Annotated in this window: 21 protein-coding genes; 17 read left to right on the plus strand and 4 right to left on the minus strand. The window is 40.5% G+C overall.

The window, feature by feature from the left end:
* The first annotated feature begins 15 nt into the window (after positions 1-15).
* The 13 genes from purE (at position 16) to K5Q22_RS08925 (ending at position 12,275) form a co-directional block, all read left to right on the plus strand.
* Positions 16-504, plus strand: a complete 489-nt coding sequence (gene purE, locus K5Q22_RS08865; protein WP_205014420.1) for a 5-(carboxyamino)imidazole ribonucleotide mutase — start codon at positions 16-18, stop codon at positions 502-504.
* Positions 491-1,564 carry a 5-(carboxyamino)imidazole ribonucleotide synthase gene (purK, locus tag K5Q22_RS08870; RefSeq protein WP_205014419.1) on the plus strand — a complete coding sequence of 358 codons (1,074 nt, stop codon included), beginning with the start codon at positions 491-493 and terminating at the stop codon, positions 1,562-1,564. The genes purE and purK overlap by 14 nt, the downstream gene beginning before the upstream one ends.
* Positions 1,565-1,711: 147 nt before the next feature.
* A complete protein-coding gene (locus tag K5Q22_RS08875) occupies positions 1,712-2,635 on the plus strand; it encodes a beta-carotene 15,15'-monooxygenase (protein ID WP_260619272.1) in 924 nt (307 codons plus the stop codon).
* A 453-nt stretch (positions 2,636-3,088) separates the two neighbouring features.
* On the plus strand, positions 3,089-4,381 hold the full coding sequence (gene purB / locus K5Q22_RS08880) for an adenylosuccinate lyase (protein ID WP_205014418.1): 1,293 nt from the start codon (positions 3,089-3,091) through the stop codon (positions 4,379-4,381).
* 617 nt (positions 4,382-4,998) lie between these two features.
* On the plus strand, positions 4,999-5,823 hold the full coding sequence (locus K5Q22_RS08885; protein WP_053867152.1) for an ABC transporter ATP-binding protein: 825 nt from the start codon (positions 4,999-5,001) through the stop codon (positions 5,821-5,823).
* A complete protein-coding gene (locus tag K5Q22_RS08890; RefSeq protein ID WP_044683413.1) occupies positions 5,816-6,559 on the plus strand; it encodes an ABC transporter permease in 744 nt (247 codons plus the stop codon). Before K5Q22_RS08885 ends, K5Q22_RS08890 begins: the two co-directional genes overlap by 8 nt.
* Positions 6,560-6,884: 325 nt before the next feature.
* A complete protein-coding gene (locus K5Q22_RS08895) occupies positions 6,885-7,613 on the plus strand; it encodes an amino acid transporter (RefSeq protein ID WP_205014417.1) in 729 nt (242 codons plus the stop codon).
* A gap of 9 nt (positions 7,614-7,622) precedes the next feature.
* Positions 7,623-8,201, plus strand: a complete 579-nt coding sequence (locus tag K5Q22_RS08900) for a CPBP family intramembrane glutamic endopeptidase (protein WP_205014416.1) — start codon at positions 7,623-7,625, stop codon at positions 8,199-8,201.
* Positions 8,202-8,215: 14 nt separating this feature from the next.
* On the plus strand, positions 8,216-8,644 hold the full coding sequence (locus tag K5Q22_RS08905; RefSeq protein ID WP_168800267.1) for an Msa family membrane protein: 429 nt from the start codon (positions 8,216-8,218) through the stop codon (positions 8,642-8,644).
* A complete protein-coding gene (locus tag K5Q22_RS08910) occupies positions 8,637-9,509 on the plus strand; it encodes an ABC transporter ATP-binding protein (protein WP_205014415.1) in 873 nt (290 codons plus the stop codon). The genes K5Q22_RS08905 and K5Q22_RS08910 overlap by 8 nt, the downstream gene beginning before the upstream one ends.
* 5 nt (positions 9,510-9,514) lie before the next feature.
* A complete protein-coding gene (locus K5Q22_RS08915) occupies positions 9,515-10,285 on the plus strand; it encodes a hypothetical protein (protein WP_205014414.1) in 771 nt (256 codons plus the stop codon).
* A gap of 2 nt (positions 10,286-10,287) precedes the next feature.
* Positions 10,288-12,000 carry an ABC transporter ATP-binding protein gene (locus K5Q22_RS08920; protein ID WP_170239922.1) on the plus strand — a complete coding sequence of 571 codons (1,713 nt, stop codon included), beginning with the start codon at positions 10,288-10,290 and terminating at the stop codon, positions 11,998-12,000.
* Positions 12,001-12,101: 101 nt separating this feature from the next.
* Positions 12,102-12,275 carry a hypothetical protein gene (locus tag K5Q22_RS08925; RefSeq protein WP_170239921.1) on the plus strand — a complete coding sequence of 58 codons (174 nt, stop codon included), beginning with the start codon at positions 12,102-12,104 and terminating at the stop codon, positions 12,273-12,275.
* 232 nt (positions 12,276-12,507) lie between these two features.
* On the opposite strand, the gene K5Q22_RS08930 is transcribed toward K5Q22_RS08925, so the two are convergent.
* The 4 genes from K5Q22_RS08930 to K5Q22_RS08945 are packed head-to-tail and all read right to left on the minus strand — an operon-like array spanning position 12,508 to position 15,458.
* A complete protein-coding gene (locus K5Q22_RS08930; protein WP_205014413.1) occupies positions 12,508-13,377 on the minus strand; it encodes a cysteine ABC transporter substrate-binding protein in 870 nt (289 codons plus the stop codon).
* A gap of 12 nt (positions 13,378-13,389) precedes the next feature.
* A complete protein-coding gene (locus K5Q22_RS08935; RefSeq protein ID WP_205014412.1) occupies positions 13,390-14,136 on the minus strand; it encodes an amino acid ABC transporter ATP-binding protein in 747 nt (248 codons plus the stop codon).
* Positions 14,137-14,140: 4 nt separating this feature from the next.
* On the minus strand, positions 14,141-14,818 hold the full coding sequence (locus K5Q22_RS08940) for an amino acid ABC transporter permease (protein WP_205014411.1): 678 nt from the start codon (positions 14,816-14,818) through the stop codon (positions 14,141-14,143).
* Complete coding sequence (locus K5Q22_RS08945; RefSeq protein ID WP_205014433.1) at positions 14,799-15,458, minus strand: amino acid ABC transporter permease; 660 nt, start codon at positions 15,456-15,458, stop codon at positions 14,799-14,801. Before K5Q22_RS08945 ends, K5Q22_RS08940 begins: the two co-directional genes overlap by 20 nt.
* Before the next feature lie 127 nt (positions 15,459-15,585).
* Here K5Q22_RS08945 and ruvB point away from each other — a divergent pair, with 127 nt between their 5' ends.
* From ruvB to K5Q22_RS08965, 4 genes are all read left to right on the plus strand, one after another.
* Positions 15,586-16,584, plus strand: a complete 999-nt coding sequence (gene ruvB / locus K5Q22_RS08950; RefSeq protein WP_167786988.1) for a Holliday junction branch migration DNA helicase RuvB — start codon at positions 15,586-15,588, stop codon at positions 16,582-16,584.
* Positions 16,584-17,330, plus strand: a complete 747-nt coding sequence (locus K5Q22_RS08955; RefSeq protein WP_136628840.1) for a GNAT family N-acetyltransferase — start codon at positions 16,584-16,586, stop codon at positions 17,328-17,330. Before ruvB ends, K5Q22_RS08955 begins: the two co-directional genes overlap by 1 nt.
* Position 17,331: 1 nt before the next feature.
* Positions 17,332-17,967: an HAD-IA family hydrolase gene (locus tag K5Q22_RS08960; protein WP_205014410.1), complete on the plus strand. Its 636-nt coding sequence runs from the start codon at positions 17,332-17,334 to the stop codon at positions 17,965-17,967.
* Between the two features lie 92 nt (positions 17,968-18,059).
* Complete coding sequence (locus K5Q22_RS08965) at positions 18,060-18,959, plus strand: helix-turn-helix domain-containing protein (RefSeq protein WP_024385076.1); 900 nt, start codon at positions 18,060-18,062, stop codon at positions 18,957-18,959.
* The last annotated feature ends 88 nt before the right edge of the window (positions 18,960-19,047 follow it).

Genomic DNA, 19,047 nt, shown 5'->3' on the forward strand with positions numbered 1-19,047 from the left:
AAAGGAAGTATAAGCATGAACATTCCAATTTCCATCATCATGGGGTCTAGTTCTGACTGGAAAACCATGAAAAAAGCAGCCGAAGTGCTGGATAAATTTGGCGTAGCCTATGAAAAGAAAGTAGTCTCTGCCCACCGCACACCAGACCTCATGTTCCGTCACGCTGAGGAAGCGCGTGGCCGTGGCATCAAGGTCATCATAGCAGGAGCAGGCGGTGCAGCTCATTTGCCAGGTATGGTGGCAGCTAAGACCACCCTGCCTGTTATCGGTGTCCCTGTTCAATCCCGTGCCCTCAGCGGTGTGGATTCCCTCTATTCTATCGTGCAAATGCCTGGCGGTGTGCCCGTTGCGACTATGGCGATCGGTGAAGCAGGTGCCACCAACGCAGCTCTGACAGCTCTTCGTATTCTCTCCATTGAAGACCAAACCATTGCAGCTCAGCTGGTAGATTTTGCCAAGGAACAGGAAAAAATTGCGGAGGCGATGACAGATGACCTCATCTAAGACAATCGGAATTATCGGCGGCGGTCAGCTGGGGCAGATGATGGCTATTTCCGCTATTTATATGGGTCACAAGGTGATCACGCTGGATCCCGCGGCGGACTGCCCAGCCTCCAAGGTCAGCGAGGTTATCGTCGCTCCCTATCACGATGTGGCGGCCCTCAAACAGTTGGCGGAGCGGTGCGATGTCCTGACCTACGAGTTTGAAAATGTCGACGCCGAAGGACTGGACGCGGTCATCAAGGACGGGCTGCTCCCTCAAGGCACAGACCTCCTCCGCATTTCCCAGAACCGCATTTTTGAGAAGGATTTTTTGGCAAAAAAAGCTGGCGTGCAAGTCGCCCCCTACAAAGTCGTCACATCTAGCCTAGACCTAGAAGGATTAGACCTCAGCAAAAACTATGTCTTGAAAACAGCCACTGGGGGCTACGACGGACATGGCCAGAAGGTCATTCGAGAAGAGGCGGACTTGGTAGAGGCTAGTCAGTTAGCCAACTCTGCCGAGTGTGTATTGGAAGAGTTTGTGAATTTTGACCTGGAAATCTCCGTCCTTGTGTCTGGGAATGGCTCCGACTACACCGTCTTTCCTGTGCAGGAAAATATCCACCGCAATAATATTCTTTACAAAACTATCGTGCCTGCCCGTATTTCAGATGAACTAGCTGAAAAAGCCAAAACAATGGCTCTGCAAATCGCAGACAAGCTCCATTTAGCAGGCACCCTCTGTGTTGAAATGTTTGTCGCAGGGCAGGACATTCTGGTCAACGAAATTGCCCCTCGCCCACACAATTCAGGGCACTATTCTATTGAAGCCTGTGATTTTTCACAGTTTGATACCCATATCCGAGGCATTCTCGGACAGACTTTACCTCCTATTCGCCTGTTTTCACCAGCCGTTATGATTAACATCCTAGGACAAGACATGGAAGCAGCACAAGCCTTTCTTCAAGAAAATCCTACCGCTCATCCCCACTTTTATGGTAAACTAGAAGCGAAGCACAATCGTAAAATGGGACACGTGACGGTGTTTAGTGATGAAGCGGATATGGTTGTAGAATTCTAATAAGGAGGCGAGTTTAAGATTTTTAGAAAAACAATAAAATTTATAGGATCGTTCCCCAAAAGAGTATATAAATTTTTTAAGAGTAGAACTATTGACTCTGAGCACATAATTGGTATGATATATGCACTCTTATATTTACTGCCTTTTATGATAAACAAACTAGTTTTTGCAATTGTTAGCTTGACATTTAGTTACTTACCGCTCTCGGCTATGACTATACCGTTGACAATGTTTATAATTAATCTTATCCTGTTCATTTATTATGCGAAAACTATTATAAAATTGTTCATAGAAAAACGTTTTTTGCTAGGTATAATTATACTATATTTAGTTGTTGCGTTTTTATTGGGAATGATTTTCTGGTTTGGCTCAATATTCTTAGGGTTGGCAGTTACAACAGCATTATTATTTCCAGATACTATTCAATTTAATGAACTTTTAAACATAGTTAATAGGTATAGTAGCAATTATCAGAATATGACTGATTCTTTTGAGAGCTATGTAAGAATAGGTGCACCTATAATTCAAATTTTAGCGATATCATACTTTTTAAACATATTCGTTCCTGAAAAGTACAAAACAATAGATTTGAACTTATTCGATAAAATAAAACGTATTTTTATCAAAATATGTTTTATGATATTGCCAGCTATAGCTTTTATTATTTTTTATCATATTGATCGGGGTAAATTTACCGTAATTGGCCTGATTACCGTGGTTATAACTTGGTTGATCGACCCCAAAAATATTGCCATTTTAATAAGTCCAAAGATCAAAATTTCTGATGGTGACATAAAGCCAGAAATTTTTAATAGGTTTCAACTTATAAAATTATTTATTAGTTCGATAGTTGCTGCATGGGCAATTGGTGTTTATTTTTTTGAAGAACAAAATATTGAAGTCAGACTATATATTTCACTAGGTTTACTGCTATTTTTTATGATTTTATTAATGCTTTGGAAATTTTTTTTGGAAAAAAATGGAGAAAGATGGTTAAGTAAGAATCTAAAAGATGAAGTTGCACAGACAATTATCAAAGATAGTGCTAATCTTGAAGAAAATAATAATTGAAATATCAAATAACTTTTAACAATAGTTTGTTTTGTTGAAGTAATCTATACATAAACATATATATTAGAAAGTCAAAAAAGAAAGGAAACGGGTACCAGACTTACCAAACTGAACCCGGGGGGCAAGCTCGGAAGAAGCTAAACCGCCTTTCCTAGAAATCTAAGGAACTAAATTTAAAAAATATAGAAAGGAACAAGGGTACTCGTATTCGTTGAACTGAATATGGGCTACGGACTGGCCGAAAAAGATAAATTTTTGTTCGAGCACAAGTCGCTGTTCTTTAATATTGATGAATACTACATTTTTAACCAAAAGAAAGGAGTGAGGGAGTTTCCGAGTCTTTGAACTCGGGCTAAAAGCGTCGGAAAAATGATAAACGGTCTTGTGTGCTAGCGCATAGCGGCAGTTTCCTATTTTTCTCTTGCTTTCTTAACGCCCTCTGTATCATAAACAATGATCAATCGTTATTCCCGCCCAGAGATGGCGGCTATTTGGAGTGAAGAGAACAAGTACAAGGCTTGGCTGGAGGTGGAAATCCTCGCTGATGAGGCTTGGGCTGAGTTGGGTGAGATTCCCAAAGAAGATGTGGCCTTGATTCGTGAGAAGGCGACTTTTGACATCGACCGCATTTTAGAGATTGAAGAGGAAACCCGTCACGATGTGGTGGCTTTCACGCGTGCGGTTTCGGAAAGTCTGGGTGAGGAACGCAAGTGGGTCCACTACGGTCTGACATCGACCGACGTGGTGGATACGGCTTACGGCTACCTCTACAAGCAGGCTAACGACATCATCCGTCGCGATCTTGAAAACTTTACCAATATCATTGCTGACAAGGCACGTGAGCATAAGTACACTATCATGATGGGGCGGACTCACGGTGTTCATGCGGAGCCAACGACCTTCGGTTTGAAACTCGCGACTTGGTATAGCGAAATGAAACGCAACATGGAGCGTTTTGATGTGGCAGCCAAGGGTGTTGAGGCTGGTAAAATTTCAGGTGCGGTTGGAAACTTTGCTAATATTCCTCCATTTGTGGAAGAGTATGTTTGTGGCAAATTGGGCATTCGTCCGCAGGAAATTTCTACCCAGGTTCTTCCTCGTGACCTCCACGCAGAATATTTCTCAGCCCTAACCTTGATTGCAACGTCTATCGAGCGTATGGCGACAGAAATCCGTGGGCTACAAAAATCTGAGCAACGTGAAGTCGAAGAGTATTTCGCCAAAGGCCAAAAGGGCAGCTCTGCTATGCCCCATAAACGCAACCCTATCGGCTCTGAAAATATGACCGGTCTGGCTCGTGTGGTGCGTGGACACTTGGTGACGGCTTTTGAGAATGTGGCTCTCTGGCACGAACGCGATATTTCCCACTCGTCAGCGGAGCGGATTATCACGCCGGATACGACTATCCTTATTAACTACATGCTCAATCGTTTTGGCAATATTGTTAAGAACTTGACGGTCTTCCCTGAAAATATGAAACGCAATATGGAGTCAACTTTTGGTTTGATTTACAGCCAGCGTGTTATGCTCAAATTGATTGAGAAAGGGATGACCCGTGAGGAAGCCTATGACTTGGTGCAACCAAAAACGGCACAGTCATGGGATAATCAAGTGGACTTCAAGCCTCTTCTTGAAGCGGATGAGCGTGTGACAGCTAAACTTAGTCAGGAAGAAATCGATGAACTCTTCAACCCAGACTACTATGCTAAGCGGGTGGATGACATCTTTGCTCGACTTGGATTATAAAAAAATCAAAATTCTTTGGATTTTCCAGAGAATTTTTTTGTTTACTTGCGAATAAATAGGTGAAGGGGAAAACAACCTTCTTCCGCTAGACAATCATTCGTGAGTAAAAATAAATTATTTTTTACAAAAGTTTACGAATAGATAAGTGTAGGGGAAGAAAGCTCACAGCTTATTCAAAAAAAGTATCGTCATTTAGTTTTTCTTTTATTACTTCGACGATTGAGGAAACATCGTTTCCTTATTTCCAACTTCAAACACTCCACTGGAGTGTTTGAACTCGCCTTGCCTGATTGAAACAGTCTGGGGGACTGTTTCAAGTCAATGCCTAGAAACAAGAAAGCATTGAGTTATGCCTGCGGCTCGTTGCCTAGTACTAAAAGTAAACTAAAAGACTATAAAAAATTTTTCCAAAAAAGAAAATTTTTGCGAATAAGTAAGTGAGAGGGAAAATTCCCCTCAAGGAGATACACACTTGAAAAAATAAATCATTTTCCAAATGATTTACGAATAAACAAGTGTAGGAAAAATGAAAGGAGAAGAAGGATGATTATAGCACCAGCTTTATGGATTTTATCATGGTGGAAAAAATAAGTTTGTTTTAATTTAGGGGAGTAGAGATGATAACAGTTCAACATATCCATAAACAGTTTGGAGACAAGGTTGCCTTAGACAACATTAGCTTTGACATTCAAGAAGGACAAATCTTTGGATTCTTGGGTCCCTCTGGCTCGGGAAAGACAACCATGATTAAGATTATTACCGGGCAGCTACCAGCAGATAGCGGAAAATCTTATCTACTAGGTAAAGAATCGACCCTATTGTCGCCAGAGGACTTTGAAGCAATGGGCTTGGTCAGTGATTCAAGTGGTTTCTTCGAGAAGATGACCTTGGAAAATAATTTGTTGTTCTATGCAAAATTCTTTGGTGTCAGTTCGAAAGAAGTAGAGGTTATTCTACAAAAAGTAGGATTGCTGGATAGTAAAAAGACAATTGCAGAAAAACTATCTACAGGCATGAAGCAACGAATGTTGCTTGCAAGAGCCTTAATCAATTCACCAAAAGTATTGTTTCTTGATGAGCCGACAAGCGGTCTAGATCCTACAACTTCAAAGCGGATTCATGAACTCTTATTGGAGCTAAAGGGTAAGGGGACGACGCTCTTCTTGACCACGCATGATATGGCAGAAGCGACATTCTTATGTGATCAATTGGTTCTATTGAATCAAGGAAATTTGGTTGAAAAGGGAAGTCCGCAGGATTTGATTCATAAGTACAATGTCACTAAAAAAGTGAGGGTTACTTTTGAGGACGGTAGTGATCATGAGCTATTGTTTAGTGAATTGACACCTGAAAAGTTAGCTCAGGCGACAACTATTCACTCTTGTGAGCCGACTTTGGAAGATATTTTTATTCAACAGACAGGAGCAACCTTAAATGTATAAACGATTTTTAGCCTTACTTTGGCTTCGAACACAAGTCTTGGTGACCAATAAGAACATTCTATTGCCAGTATTGATGCCCTATTTCATGTTACTACTGTTTAAGTTTGTGATGAAAACAGATGATACCAAGGCAATGGATTTAATGGGAATTTGTTTTTCAATGGCTATTGGTATGTCAGTAGGAAGTCCTATATCAGCAATGATTTCTGAAGAAAAGGAAAAGAATAATTTGTCTACCTTGTTACTGACAGGTGTTCGCCCGAGTGAATATGTGCTGTCTATTTTGTGTTATCCTGTTGTCATTAGCTTTGTCAATCTTATTCTATTTCCAGCTATCACACAGGCTGATGTATCAGGATATGTTCTTAGCTATTCGGTTATCATGCTTTTGACATCACTGGCTTCCATTTTAATCAATCTTTTAATCGGGGCAACTTCCCAATCTCAATCCAAGTCACAGGTTACCTCGATGCTTATCACAATGGCGGTGTCTATGGGACCTAGCCTGTCTTTGATGAATGAGACAGTAGGGCAGATTTTGAAATATAGTTTTCTTGGAGCTTATATTGAATTTTTCAAAAATCCCCATTTTGAACTTTTGAATCAAGAATTCTATTACCTATTGGGGTGGATTGTCCTGATTAGTTTGGCCTTGATTCTCTATTTGGGAAATTGGAGGAAATATTTTAGGAACTCTCTATCAGGAATAAAAGAAAAAATTCAATATTCTTTATAATATGAATAAATTAGAAAGGAGAAATTTATGGTATCAGCATTCATTATCGGTGTCGGTGTAGGAATTATTGTTTATTGTATTCAAAACTAATAGGAAATTGAAGAAAGAGTATTATATTATGAAGGAGGAGAAATACATGCTAGTAGCTGCAGTTACAGGTTTCGTTGTTGGTTATGTGGCGGCACATTATTTGAGACCATAATTGATGGTGAAATATGAGTATTAAAATTCTTTGGTTTTTCCAGAGAATTTTTCTTTTTGTTTACGAATAAATAGGTGAGGGAGTTATTGCTCATCTATCTTATTGATAAAAAGGGGAAACAATATGAATATGTTTAGGTCTATTTTTAAATCGATTATCTATAGAAGAGATGTTGCTTTGTTCTATGCCTTTGCTGGTTTACCAATCTTAGTTCCTATATTGTCCAAATTTTTGGTAGGCGTAAAGGCTGAATATACAGACAATTTTTTAGATTTTCTAGGGGCAGCATTGGCAACACAGGATGGGATTGTGTTACCAACATTGCTGTTATCCTTGATAATTTCCGCAGTTTTTAGGGATGAGATTGATAGCGGTATTCTATTTTTATATAAAGATCTGAATAGAACTCGACTTTTTAATGCAAAAATCATTAGTTTAGTGACGATGTACACCTCTTATGTCCTTCTAACAATGCTGACAAGTGCGATTGCTTATTTTGGCTTCTTGAATGCTTCTGGAAAAGTAGTATCGGATGATTGGAATAATGTACAGTCCACTCTCCTATCTATTTTTGCAACAATTTCAATCAATGTTATCGGTATTCTATTGGTTACTACGGTTTCTATCAAGGTGAAATCCTTACAGGCAGTTCTAGCAGGAGTTTTTTGGTCGCTGTTTACAACAACTGCACCATTTCTCATTGGAGTTCGTTATGTCGTACCGAATGGCTATGCTCAGATGAACCTTAATCAGCCACTGCTTGCATGGTCCTTGGTAGCAGCTATAACGACATTTTATATTGTTGCTATCTATCTCAAAGGCCGTTCGAACTTTGAAAAGCTGGAGTTTTAGAGGTATTTTATGGTAATTCGCTATATTAGACCGGTTGCCTTATCCATTGCTTTGATTATTTTAGCATCAATTTCTTATCTTCTGACAACATCTTTGGTTTTGTTTAGTCCCAGTCAATTTTTACAGGTAGCCTACCTATTTTCTATTATGGTCGGAATGCCAATAGGGTTTATTCTACTTCCATCTATGTTAACCAAGCGTTATCAACTTTGCCAGGAGCTATCGGAAGTAAATTTCAGTTGGAAAAGTTTTGTTTTGCTGGCTATTGCAATTTTCCTGATCAATTTCTGGTTTATTCAAAGTGAAGAATATGTCAATCAATTTATTATTGCGACTTGTGAAGAATTCTTGTTCCGTTATCTTATCTATCGTATTCTAAAAAGTGAATACCCTACTTGGCTAGCTATGTTGGTCACTTCTCTCTTGTTTGGAGTTTTGCTACATATGAATTATCCATTGTTGGATAATCTAATCATTCGAACTCCACTAGGTTTATTGTTCTCTGTATTAGCTACACGTTTTGGATTGCAGTATGCTATCGGAGGACATTGGATCTACAATCTGTTGGTGTCGAGATTTCCATTTTAATTGTGAGGGTTATGATGATATTTATTCTACTATTGAGTTTATTTTATACTTGTTTGACAGTTGTAAGTTCGCAACTACTGTTAAGCCTTTCGGTTCCTATTTTGTTATTGTTGACCTATTTGCTACCACCCATTGTCAATTCAATCTGTTTAGGATTGCAAAAGGATAATTCTTGGAAAGCATGGTCAGCAGGCATTTTTCCAACAATGTCAATGATATTTTATGCTACTTTTGCCTACATTACGAGTAGTAATGGTCAGTGGGCTCAGTTTTCTCAACTGAATACAGTTTCAGACGATGTCATGAGTGTCGAGGTAGCTAGTAATCTGTTAGCTCCATCACAAATACTATTTGTTGCTGTAGTGTATTATGGTGTAGCTATTGCTACATACTTTATTCAACAAACAAGTCGTCAGAAAGAAAAAGGAGTTACTTATGCTTAAAATCAATCATTTATCAAAACAGTTTGCAGGAAACGAATTTTACTCACTAAAGGATGTGAGTTTGGAGATTAATAAGGGCGAGATTGTTGGGCTGATTGGGAAAAACGGAGCTGGAAAATCCACGCTCATGAAATTAATGGCCAAGTCCCTAAAACCAAGTTCAGGAACCATTACTTATAAGGGTACGGATATTTTTAGCCAGGATAATTTGTTGGTAGACTTTGGGATTATGATTGATCCAGTCTTCTATCCAGAAATGACCGTTATGGACAATCTCAAGTTTTATTTGGACCTACATGGGAAAAAAGACCTCTATCCAAATATTGAGAAGACTTTGAAATTAGTAGAATTGTGGGAAGCTCGTAATCGGAAACCCAAGGGATTCTCGTTTGGTATGAAACAACGGACTGCTTTGGCGATTGCCTTGGTTGCGGAGCCAGATTTTCTTATCTTAGATGAGCCGTTTGTGGGCTTGGACCCGATTGGTGTTCAGAAATTGATTGATATTTTGAAGCAGTGGTCAAGTGAGCGACAAATTTCCATGTTGATTTCGAGTCACCAACTAGGTGAGCTGGAGGCCTTGTGCAGCCGCTATGTCTATATCGAATCGGGAGAATTGGCAGAGGCTTTTGAAGGCAAATCTCATCCAAGTGTGCTCGTGCAGTTGAATACGACTAAAAACCTAGACTCTGTAGAGGCTTTGCTCAATGACCATGTGGTGCTAGAGGGGGAAGTGTTAGAGATTTCCACTGCTACACCTACAAGTGAGCTAAATCAGATTTTTGGTGTATTGGCTCGTCAAGAATTGATTGTGAAACTAGAAGTGAAAGAGAATCACTTGAAAGAAATCTTTACGAAAGGGTAGTGAGTATGAAGCAAATTTTTCCAGCTATCTTTAGAACGATTTGGAAGCGAAAGGAGACGCAGATCTATCTCCTGTTCACTTTGTTTCCTATTATTTATATGGTTACTTCATTTATTGAAGGGTCGAATTTTATGCAAATTCATGCTAGTGAGGGGGCGGTTAGCCTTGTTGCCTTTACGAATATGATGATGAGCTCTGTGGATAGTTTTATTCTTCCTAGTTTGACCCTGTATTTCTTGGCTATCTCTGTCTTTAGGAAAGAAGTAGATGAACATACCATGTTTTTATACAGAGATCTTGGGCGGAAACAGATTTTCTGGTCTAAATATTTGGGTCTCTTAGCAACAATTGTTATTTTCTATGGTCTCTTCTTTGCGACATCTGCATTTGTACATTATGTCAGGGTAATCCATCTGCCTTTTGGTAGTCCGTCCGTTTTTGATACTAGTTTGGCAGAGAGTTTGAGTAATGTGTTTTGTATTGTCGCTTATTTGCTAAAAGATATTTTATCGGTTAGTTTGGCAACTGCTCTTTACCTGTATCTGAAAAATATTACCACAATGGTCACAGGATTTTTGGTGACGATTACGATGATGATTTTAGCAGTTGTTGGCGGTCCAGTTGCGATGCTTTTTCCAACTAGTTATATGCCTTTGGCGAGCGAAGGTCTTACAGGAGTGGGACTTGCTTACTTAGGAGCTATCGGTGTTACAATTGTTTACGTACTCGTATTTACTAAAATTGCTGCGAAAAAGTTCAAGAATTTGGAGTTCTAGGTATGAATAGAAGACTCGTAGGAGTGTTGTTGAAATCGCTCAATAAAACGATGTTCTCGTTTGGAATAGTGCTGAGTGCTCTTGGGGTTGGAATGGGCTTGTTCCTTCCCCAGTTTATTGGTCAGTTGCTAGATCAAACCTATTTAAGCAATCTATTAACACGACCAGCATTGCTGGCTGGCTTCATCCTTTTCTTTGTCTCGGTCTATACGGTACAAGCCCTATCCAATTATTTCATCGGGCGTAGCGGTAGTAACGCACTCAAACAGTTGCAACAATATATTTATGAATCCTTGTTGACCACATCTGTAAAGGACTTGGATCAGTACCAATCTGGCGATCTTGCTAGTCGTTTGACCAATGATATGTCGGTTGTTCTGAACTTCATTACCGTTATTCTTCCAAATTTCTTGATGAATGGTTTGATGGTTATCGGGTCAATTTATTTTCTGTGGACCATCAGTCCGTGGCTCACGGGTCTTAGTCTCTTGTTGCTTCCTTTGTTGTCAATGGTTATGATTCCAATGAATCAGCGGCTGGAAGGTTACTACTCTGCTTACCAAGAAGGATTAGGGCAGGTTTCTAGTAGAATTAGTCATAAATTTACAACGATTCGTTTGATGAAGGCCTTTCAGGGAGAAAAGCATGAACAACGAGAGATGGGCAAGTCTTTTCAGAATCTGTCGCAAACCTTTGAGAGAATGATTAGACTGTCAGCGGTGCAACATACTTTAGTTAGTAGCTTGATGACAGGATTTATCATTCTGATGTTGCTTGTAGCAGGTATAGAAGTGACCAAGGGTGTGATGACCATGGCCACATTGACAACCTTTGTATTGTACATGATGCAGCTGATTGATCCAGTAACAGATATTGCCTCTTCCTTAAATGAACTAACGGAGTTTCATGCGGTGTCTAAACGTTTGGTAGAGTTGTTAGATCTGAATAAGGAAGAACAGGCAGATACAGAGTTGGTTGATGAAGCTAGTATCCAATTAGAAAATGTTCGGTTTTCCTATCATACAGATCCAGTTTTGAATGGAGTATCGGTTAGAATTCCTGAGGGAGCTCATGTAGCGATTGTTGGTCCAAGTGGGGCAGGAAAATCAACTATTTTTGCCTTGCTGATGAAATACTATCAAGACTACCAAGGAGAGATTCGAATTGGTCAACAATGCTTAAGTGATATTTCAACCAAGGAGATGAGAAGATTGATTTCCTTCATACCTCAAGATAATACTCTCTTCCATGGGACGATTAGAGAAAATCTATTGTATGGAAAGAACGAGACTGTGTCTGAAGAGCGTATTGCTCATATTCTCAAGGAGTTGGGACTGTCTCATTTAGTAGCTGAGTTGGAAGATGGTTTAGATACTCGGATTTCAGAAAATGGGACAGGTTTGTCGGAAGGCCAAAAACAACGGTTTAGCATTGCGAGAGCCTTGTTGTTAGAGCATCCTATCTATTTGTTGGCTGAGGCGACAGCAAGTTTAGATACTGTCACAGAACGTGTCATTAGCAAAGCGATTGACCGTTTAACAGCTGGGAAAACAAGGCTAACCATTGCTCACCGTTTGCACACAGTGCGTGAGGCGGATGCGATTCTGATCTTAGATAAAAATGGGCAAGTGGCTGACTATGGTCCTCATCAGCAGTTAGTAGAGAGAAATCATCTCTATCAAGATTTCTTAAGAGGCTTACCGCAAGCCAGTTAGTGAATGGGAGTCGATGGACTGACCAGTCTAAGTCTAGGGTTACCTAATAATAAAATGGAATACTGATGATTACTTGTACAATAAATAGATAGGAGAAAAGAATGAAACAAACAACTTACACATTATCTTTGGGAGGAAATGATAGCGGGGATTCGAAAGTTTCAAAGATGGAAAAAAAGTTTGAAAAATATATGGAGGGGATCGCAGAGCGGTTACGGCGATCTGGGAAGAAGCGAATTGACAAATGGTTTGTTCATGTGCGAATTGAGGAGTAAAGTAGCTGTGAGCAAAAATCACAGATGTTTTTATAAATAATGAAAAACACATAAAACGAATTCTGTTTTAGTTTCCCTTAAGCTTGGCGAGTTATACTATATCCAAGCTAGAAATAGCGAAAACTTTTCTTTTTCATATAATCTCCTGAGAGCGGTCGGCAAAAGTCGGCTGTTTTCATTTTTATCAAAAAAAGATGCAGACGAATTTCTGCACCTTATTATTCTTCAAATATTATTTAATAACCCCACCTTCTACAACAAGATCATCAGCTTGAGCAGCATCACCATATACTGGTTGAAGGGTTTCTTGGTAGGCTTTATGGAAGAATTCTTCCTCACCAAGTTTTTCAATTGTTTGGTTGATGAAATCAAGTAATTCGGTATTTCCTTTTTGGACGGCAGGAGCGATAGTGTCTACATCCCCTAGCGCTTTTACACCAACCTCGAAACCTTTGTTTTCCAAGGCCCATGCGAGAACTTCAGTATTGTCTGTACTCATGGCATCGCCACGTCCGTCTAAGAGGGCAGCATAGGCCTCGCTGTATTGGTTGTATTTTTGAAGTTTGACTTCTGGATAATTCTCTTCAAAATAAAGTTCAGCTGTGGTACCCTTGCTGACGATGAGAGTTTTACCATTGAGTTGTTCTGGATCAGTGATGACAGCAGAGCTTGGAGACACGATGCCGAGGGATACTTTCATGTAAGGAAGGGCGAAGTCAACCTGTTCTTTTCGCTCATCTGTTACTGTGAAATTGGCTAGGATGATGTCAACCTTGGCAGAAGTGAGATACTCCACACGGTTTGCGGCTTCGACAGGGACGTACTCTACCTCAACGCCCAATTCTTTTGCCAAACGGTTGCCTAGATAGACGTCATATCCTTGGTATTCACCATTTGCATCCACATAGCCAAATGGTTTCTTGTCACTGAAAACACCGATTTTGACTGTTCCACTTTCTTTGATTTCTTCAAGAGTACGTGCGGTTGCCCCACTTGTGGAACTGCTGGAACTAGTTGAAGAACTGCTTGCGTTACTGCAGGCAACTAAAATAACTGCAGCTAAGACACTAAAAATAGCAAAAATAGGTTTAAAGATTTTCATAAAATTCTCCTTTTAAAAATGATTAAAGTCAAAAGTTGTTAGAAAGGCTTGAGCCCGTTGCGTTTGTGGATGTTGGAAGAAATTCTGAGCAGTATTTTCTTCGATAATTTCTCCCTTGTCCATGAAAATGATGCGGTCAGCAATGGCGCGTGCGAATTCCATTTCATGCGTCACAATCAGCATGGTCCGTCCTTCTTTTGCCAAATCATTGATGAGAACCAAGACTTCCCGAACCATTTCTAGATCAAGAGAAGCAGTGACTTCATCAAATAATAAAATTTCAGGATGCATCAGCAGGGAACGAATGATAGCTACCCGTTGCTTTTGCCCGCCAGATAATTCTCTAGCATAACTATGTTTTTTCTGTTCAAGTCCGACCCGTTTTAGCAAGGTCTCGGCTTCTGCTTGGACCTCTTCTTTGTTGCGTTTTAGGGCTTTGACAGGAGCAAGGGTCAGATTTTGTAAGACATCCATATGGGGAAAGAGTTCATAATCTTGAAAGACCATGCCAATTTTTTGCCGAATATCCTGTAGAGAAAGTGATCCAGACAGAATAGATTGGCCATCTAGTAAAATATCGCCCTCTTGAATGCTTTCAAGTTTGTTGATGCAACGGAGTAGTGTACTCTTTCCACAGCCAGAGGGTCCTAGGATGACGACAACTTCTCCTTCCTTAATGGATAAGGAAAGATGGTTGAGAATGGTTTGTTGACCAAAATTTTTAGTAATATTTTGTAATTCTAAGACAGGTTGACTCACGACTTCACTCCTTCCAAATTGTTTCGAGATAGCGAGAAAATGCAGATATTGGAAAACAGATGATAAAGTAGATACAGAAAATTACTCCGTAAATCCATAAGGACACACTAGGAGAGGTAGTCCTGTAAAAATCAATAATCTGTTGCCCGATTTTATTGACTTCGACCACACCAATGAGGATAACCAAAGAGCTGGTTTTAATCATGCGGGTGACCAAGTTAATTGCCTGTGGGAGTAGTCTTCGTATAACTTGGGGAATAATCACATACCGATAAAGACTCCCTTTACTCAAACCAAGTGCTAATCCGCTATCGAATTGGTGTTTAGGTAGAGAAGTGATGGCTCCTCGAACTAAATCTCCCATTTCAGCCGTCCCCCAAAGTGAGAATACTATAATCGCGGCCAGTTCACCGGAAATATTGATATTGAATCCCCGTGCTAATCCAAAGTAGAAAAGGAAGAGTAGAACCAGCTGGGGTACAATGCGAATGGTTTCTAAATAAATCCGTGACATCCATACGATCAGCTTATTTTTTGAAGTCATGATGATGCCAAATACTAGTCCAGCAATGGTGGAAATACCGATAGAGAGGAAGGAAATCCAGAGTGTGACACCAAGCCCAGCCATTAGCCGTTGCAAATTATTTCCTTCTAGTAAGACTTTAATGCCCATATCCTGCATGGCGAATCCTCCTTTCTAGGTAATAAAAGAAAAGCGAGAGTGGAAGCAGGACAATCAAGTAGGAACTCACTAGGAGAAAGAGTGCTTCATCTGTTTCGTATTGTAGTCCAATCAAATCTTGAGCGACATACATGAGGTCGGCCAAGGCAATAATGGAGAAGACGGAAGTTTCTTTGATGAGAAAGATGACATTGGCGCTAAAGGAAGGTAGAGCGATAGCTAGTGATTGAGGGAGCAAGATATATTGGAAAATTTGCCAATTTGTCAGACCCAAACTAGCTCCGATTTCTATCTGACTTTTCTTGATAGCCTCAAATCCACTACGGAAGGATTCTGCCATATAGGAACCACCTAGAAAAATCAAACCAGCAATGGCGCAGACTTCAGCATCTAGCACAATTCCCAATCTCGGCAAACCATAGTAGAGGAAGAAAAGTTGAATGACCAAGGGAGTATTGCGTGACAACTCAATATAAGCTGTAGAAATCTGTTGTAGAACTGGAATACGGTAATAACGGATGATACTAATAATCAACCCCGAGCTAAAAGCACCGATAATTCCGAGGAATGCGAGTCTGATCGTTAGAATGAATGCCTCTTGATAGAGTGGTATGGATTCTTGAATAAAGTTCCAATCCAGAAGATTCACCTCCTTTGTGAAGTATTGAATTTATAGTAACATATATGCTTTTGCTTGAAAATTTTATTTTTTTAATGGGAGGTATAAGTTTTCTCTATCAGTTAACGGGCTATGCTATAATAGATGCATGAGTAGAATTTTAGACATGGAACAAATGCAGGACGAGGAATACGTTGAGCGTACCCTGCGTCCGCAGAAATTAAATGAATACATCGGTCAGGACAAGGTCAAGGACCAGTTGAAAATCTTTATCGAGGCGGCAAAACTCCGTGATGAAGCCTTGGACCATACTCTTCTTTTTGGTCCTCCAGGTCTGGGTAAGACCACCATGGCCTTTGTCATTGCCAACGAACTAGGCGTCAATATCAAGCAGACCAGTGGTCCCGTCATTGAAAAGGCAGGCGATTTAGTGGCCCTTCTCAACGATTTGGAGCCTGGCGATGTCCTCTTTATCGATGAAATCCACCGTATGCCCATGGCGGTTGAAGAGATTCTCTACTCTGCCATGGAAGATTTTTATATTGACATCATGATTGGGACTGGGGAGGCCAGTCGCTCTGTGCATCTGGAGTTGCCACCTTTTACCCTGATTGGAGCGACCACTCGTGCGGGGATGCTGTCCAATCCCCTGCGGGCCCGTTTTGGTATCACTGGTCACATGGAGTATTACGAACTGGCTGATTTGACCGAGATTGTCGAGCGGACAGCGGATATCTTTGAGATGGAGATTACCCATGAAGCAGCGATCGAGCTGGCTCGTCGTTCGCGGGGGACCCCTCGTATCGCCAACCGCCTGCTCAAGCGAGTGCGGGATTTTGCACAGATTATGGGTGACGGCCTGATTGACGATAGCATTACGGACAAGGCCCTGACCATGTTGGACGTGGACCGTGAAGGTCTGGACTATGTGGACCAAAAGATTCTCCGTACCATGATTGAAATGTACGGCGGCGGTCCTGTCGGCCTCAACACCCTGTCGGTCAATATCGCCGAGGAGCGTGAAACGGTGGAGGACATGTACGAGCCCTACCTGATTCAGCAGGGCTTCCTCATGCGGACACGGACGGGGCGGGTTGCGACAGCCAAGGCTTACGAGCACTTGGGTTATCCTTATACGGAAAAATAATGGCAGAGCAGATGAGACGAGTAGCCAGTTTATTTGAAGATTGGCCTGAGGCAATTATTTGGACCTGTTTAGAGGGCAGAATGGGACAGATTCATGTAGATAATACCCAGTCTCCCCAGTCAGTCCTAGCTCTCTATGGACGGCAGAGCTTCTTTGGTTTTTTGGCCGGAAAACCAAATGTGGACTTGCTAAAAATGTGTGAGGGAAAGGATATTATTTTAGTACCCCAAAACCAAGCCTGGTCAGACTTGATAGAAGGGACTTACGGAGACAGAATCCGGTCCTTTACCCGTTATGCTACGAAAAAAGATACTAGTTTTGACCTTGGGCATTTGCAGAAACTGATTGATGCCCTACCTGAAGAGTTTGACCTGAAAGTGATTGACCGTAATCTGTATGATGCCTGTCTGGTAGAAGAATGGTCACGCGATTTGGTGGGTAATTATGCTGATGTGGAGCAGTTTTTAGACTTGGGTCTAGGCTATGTCATCTTGCATAAGGAACAGGTGGTGTCAGGTGCCTCATCCTATGCCAGTTATTCAGGTGGGATTGAGATAGAAGTGGATACTAGGGAAGACTATCGAGGTTTGGGTTTAGCTAGAGCTTGTGCTGCTCAGTTAATCTTAGCTTGTTTAGACCGTAATCTCTATCCTAGCTGGGATGCCCATACTCTGACTTCCTTGAAACTGGCTGAAAAATTGGGTTACCAATTGGACAAGCCCTATCAAGCATATGAATGGAGATAAGATGATACCGACATTTATTTGGGATTTGGATGGAACCCTTTTGGATTCCTATGAAGCGATTTTGGCTGGAATTCAGGAAACCTATGAACACTATGATCTTCCTTTTGACCGCGAAGAAGTAAGAAATTTCATTCTTCGCTATTCTGTCAAGGATTTGCTGGTGCGTGATGCGGCCAAGTACGGTCTGGATAGCGATGAACTTAATCGTGTGCGTGCGACTTCCTTGAAGGAGAAAAATACGCAGATTCCCTTGATGGCTGGTGCGCGTGAAATTCTGGGTTGGACAGCAGAGAAAGAAATTCAAAATTTCGTTTATACCCACAAGAGTGACAATGCTTTTCAGGTTTTGGAGGAGTTGGGCATTGCTCACCATTTCACAGAAATCTTGACCAGTGATTCTGGTTTTGCCCGCAAACCAAGTCCAGAAGCTCTGCTATTTCTCATCGAAAAATACGGACTGGACAAGGAAAAGACCTACTATATTGGTGACCGTCTGCTTGATGTGGAGACAGCTGTCAACGCAGGGATTCAGAGTATCAACCTGCAAATTGATGGTGTGGAGAAGAATTGGAAGATTGTTTCTTTATTGAACATAAAACAAATATTAACCGATGAATACAAACAAAAACAAACGTAAAACCGTTTGTTTTTTATTTAAAAACAGAAAAAGGTATGGAAATTGAGTAATGATTTTGCTATAATATACAAAAGAATATTTGGAGGTATTTTATGAACGATAAGGAATTTGGACAACGTGTGCGCCAGCTGCGAGAATCAGCCAATATGACGCGTGAACAGTTTTGTGATGATGAACTGGAGCTCTCCGTCCGCCAATTAACCCGTATCGAAGCAGGTACTTCTAAGCCGACTTTTTCAAAAATCCAATATATCGCAACCCGCTTAGGCATGGGGCTCTATGAGCTTATGCCAGATTATGTGTCTCTGCCTGAACGATATTCCAAACTGAAGTTTGATGTACTCCGTACACCGACTTATGAAAATGAGGAATTGATGGAAAAACGGGCAGATATGATGACAGAAATCTATGATGACTATTATGATGACTTGCCTGAAGAAGAGAAAATAGCGATTGATGCCATTCAATCTATTATTGATGTATTTGAAACGAAGACAGCAGAATTTGGTCAAGATATTCTAGAAGATTATTTTGAACAAATCCAAAGAAAAAACCAATTTTCAGCCAATGATTTGTTGATAATTCGACTCTATTTAATCAATTTGAGAATGGAAATTAAACAGAGCAGTGATTTTCAGCACTTTTTAGAGTTGGTGGAAAAGTTACCAAGCCAAGTAGAATTGATTGAATCTGGAGAATTATTTATTTTAAGAGATGTGATGCTGACGTCGATAGGGATTCTTGGCGAACATGAAGAATATGGCAAGATACCTCCACTTTTTGATGCTCTAGATAGAATTATGGTTTCAACTCAAGATTTTCAAAAGAAACCCATTCTCAATCTGCTTAAGTGGAAATATGAGTTGTATGTGAACAATGATAGCGAGGAGGCTAGACGGTTTTATGAAGAAGCAGTTATGTTCGCAAAATTAATAGGAGACTCCCATTTAGTAGAAAAATTAGAATCATCATGGAGAGAAGAGGAAAAGTGACATTTTTGTCCTGTTGAAGAATTGCAAAAAGCATTATACTAAACTCATAAAGATTAAAGGAGATTAGTAATATGTTTAACTTTTTGAA

The organism is Streptococcus sp. 2018162, assembly GCF_019754175.1.
Classification (GTDB): Bacteria; Bacillota; Bacilli; order Lactobacillales; family Streptococcaceae; genus Streptococcus; species Streptococcus hashimotonensis.

Coding starts and splice junctions, on each gene's coding strand:
- K5Q22_RS08895 (WP_205014417.1), top strand. CDS start 6,885: ATGAATATGTTTAGGTCTATTTTTAAATCGATTATCTATAGAAGAGAT.
- K5Q22_RS08920 (WP_170239922.1), top strand. CDS start 10,288: ATGAATAGAAGACTCGTAGGAGTGTTGTTGAAATCGCTCAATAAAACG.
- K5Q22_RS08965 (WP_024385076.1), top strand. CDS start 18,060: ATGAACGATAAGGAATTTGGACAACGTGTGCGCCAGCTGCGAGAATCA.
- K5Q22_RS08900 (WP_205014416.1), top strand. CDS start 7,623: ATGGTAATTCGCTATATTAGACCGGTTGCCTTATCCATTGCTTTGATT.
- K5Q22_RS08890 (WP_044683413.1), top strand. CDS start 5,816: ATGTATAAACGATTTTTAGCCTTACTTTGGCTTCGAACACAAGTCTTG.
- purE (WP_205014420.1), top strand. CDS start 16: ATGAACATTCCAATTTCCATCATCATGGGGTCTAGTTCTGACTGGAAA.
- K5Q22_RS08915 (WP_205014414.1), top strand. CDS start 9,515: ATGAAGCAAATTTTTCCAGCTATCTTTAGAACGATTTGGAAGCGAAAG.
- K5Q22_RS08940 (WP_205014411.1), bottom strand. CDS start 14,818: ATGCAGGATATGGGCATTAAAGTCTTACTAGAAGGAAATAATTTGCAA.
- K5Q22_RS08930 (WP_205014413.1), bottom strand. CDS start 13,377: ATGAAAATCTTTAAACCTATTTTTGCTATTTTTAGTGTCTTAGCTGCA.
- K5Q22_RS08875 (WP_260619272.1), top strand. CDS start 1,712: ATGATAAACAAACTAGTTTTTGCAATTGTTAGCTTGACATTTAGTTAC.
- K5Q22_RS08905 (WP_168800267.1), top strand. CDS start 8,216: ATGATATTTATTCTACTATTGAGTTTATTTTATACTTGTTTGACAGTT.
- K5Q22_RS08910 (WP_205014415.1), top strand. CDS start 8,637: ATGCTTAAAATCAATCATTTATCAAAACAGTTTGCAGGAAACGAATTT.
- K5Q22_RS08955 (WP_136628840.1), top strand. CDS start 16,584: ATGGCAGAGCAGATGAGACGAGTAGCCAGTTTATTTGAAGATTGGCCT.
- purK (WP_205014419.1), top strand. CDS start 491: ATGACCTCATCTAAGACAATCGGAATTATCGGCGGCGGTCAGCTGGGG.
- K5Q22_RS08960 (WP_205014410.1), top strand. CDS start 17,332: ATGATACCGACATTTATTTGGGATTTGGATGGAACCCTTTTGGATTCC.
- K5Q22_RS08885 (WP_053867152.1), top strand. CDS start 4,999: ATGATAACAGTTCAACATATCCATAAACAGTTTGGAGACAAGGTTGCC.
- K5Q22_RS08925 (WP_170239921.1), top strand. CDS start 12,102: ATGAAACAAACAACTTACACATTATCTTTGGGAGGAAATGATAGCGGG.
- purB (WP_205014418.1), top strand. CDS start 3,089: ATGATCAATCGTTATTCCCGCCCAGAGATGGCGGCTATTTGGAGTGAA.
- ruvB (WP_167786988.1), top strand. CDS start 15,586: ATGAGTAGAATTTTAGACATGGAACAAATGCAGGACGAGGAATACGTT.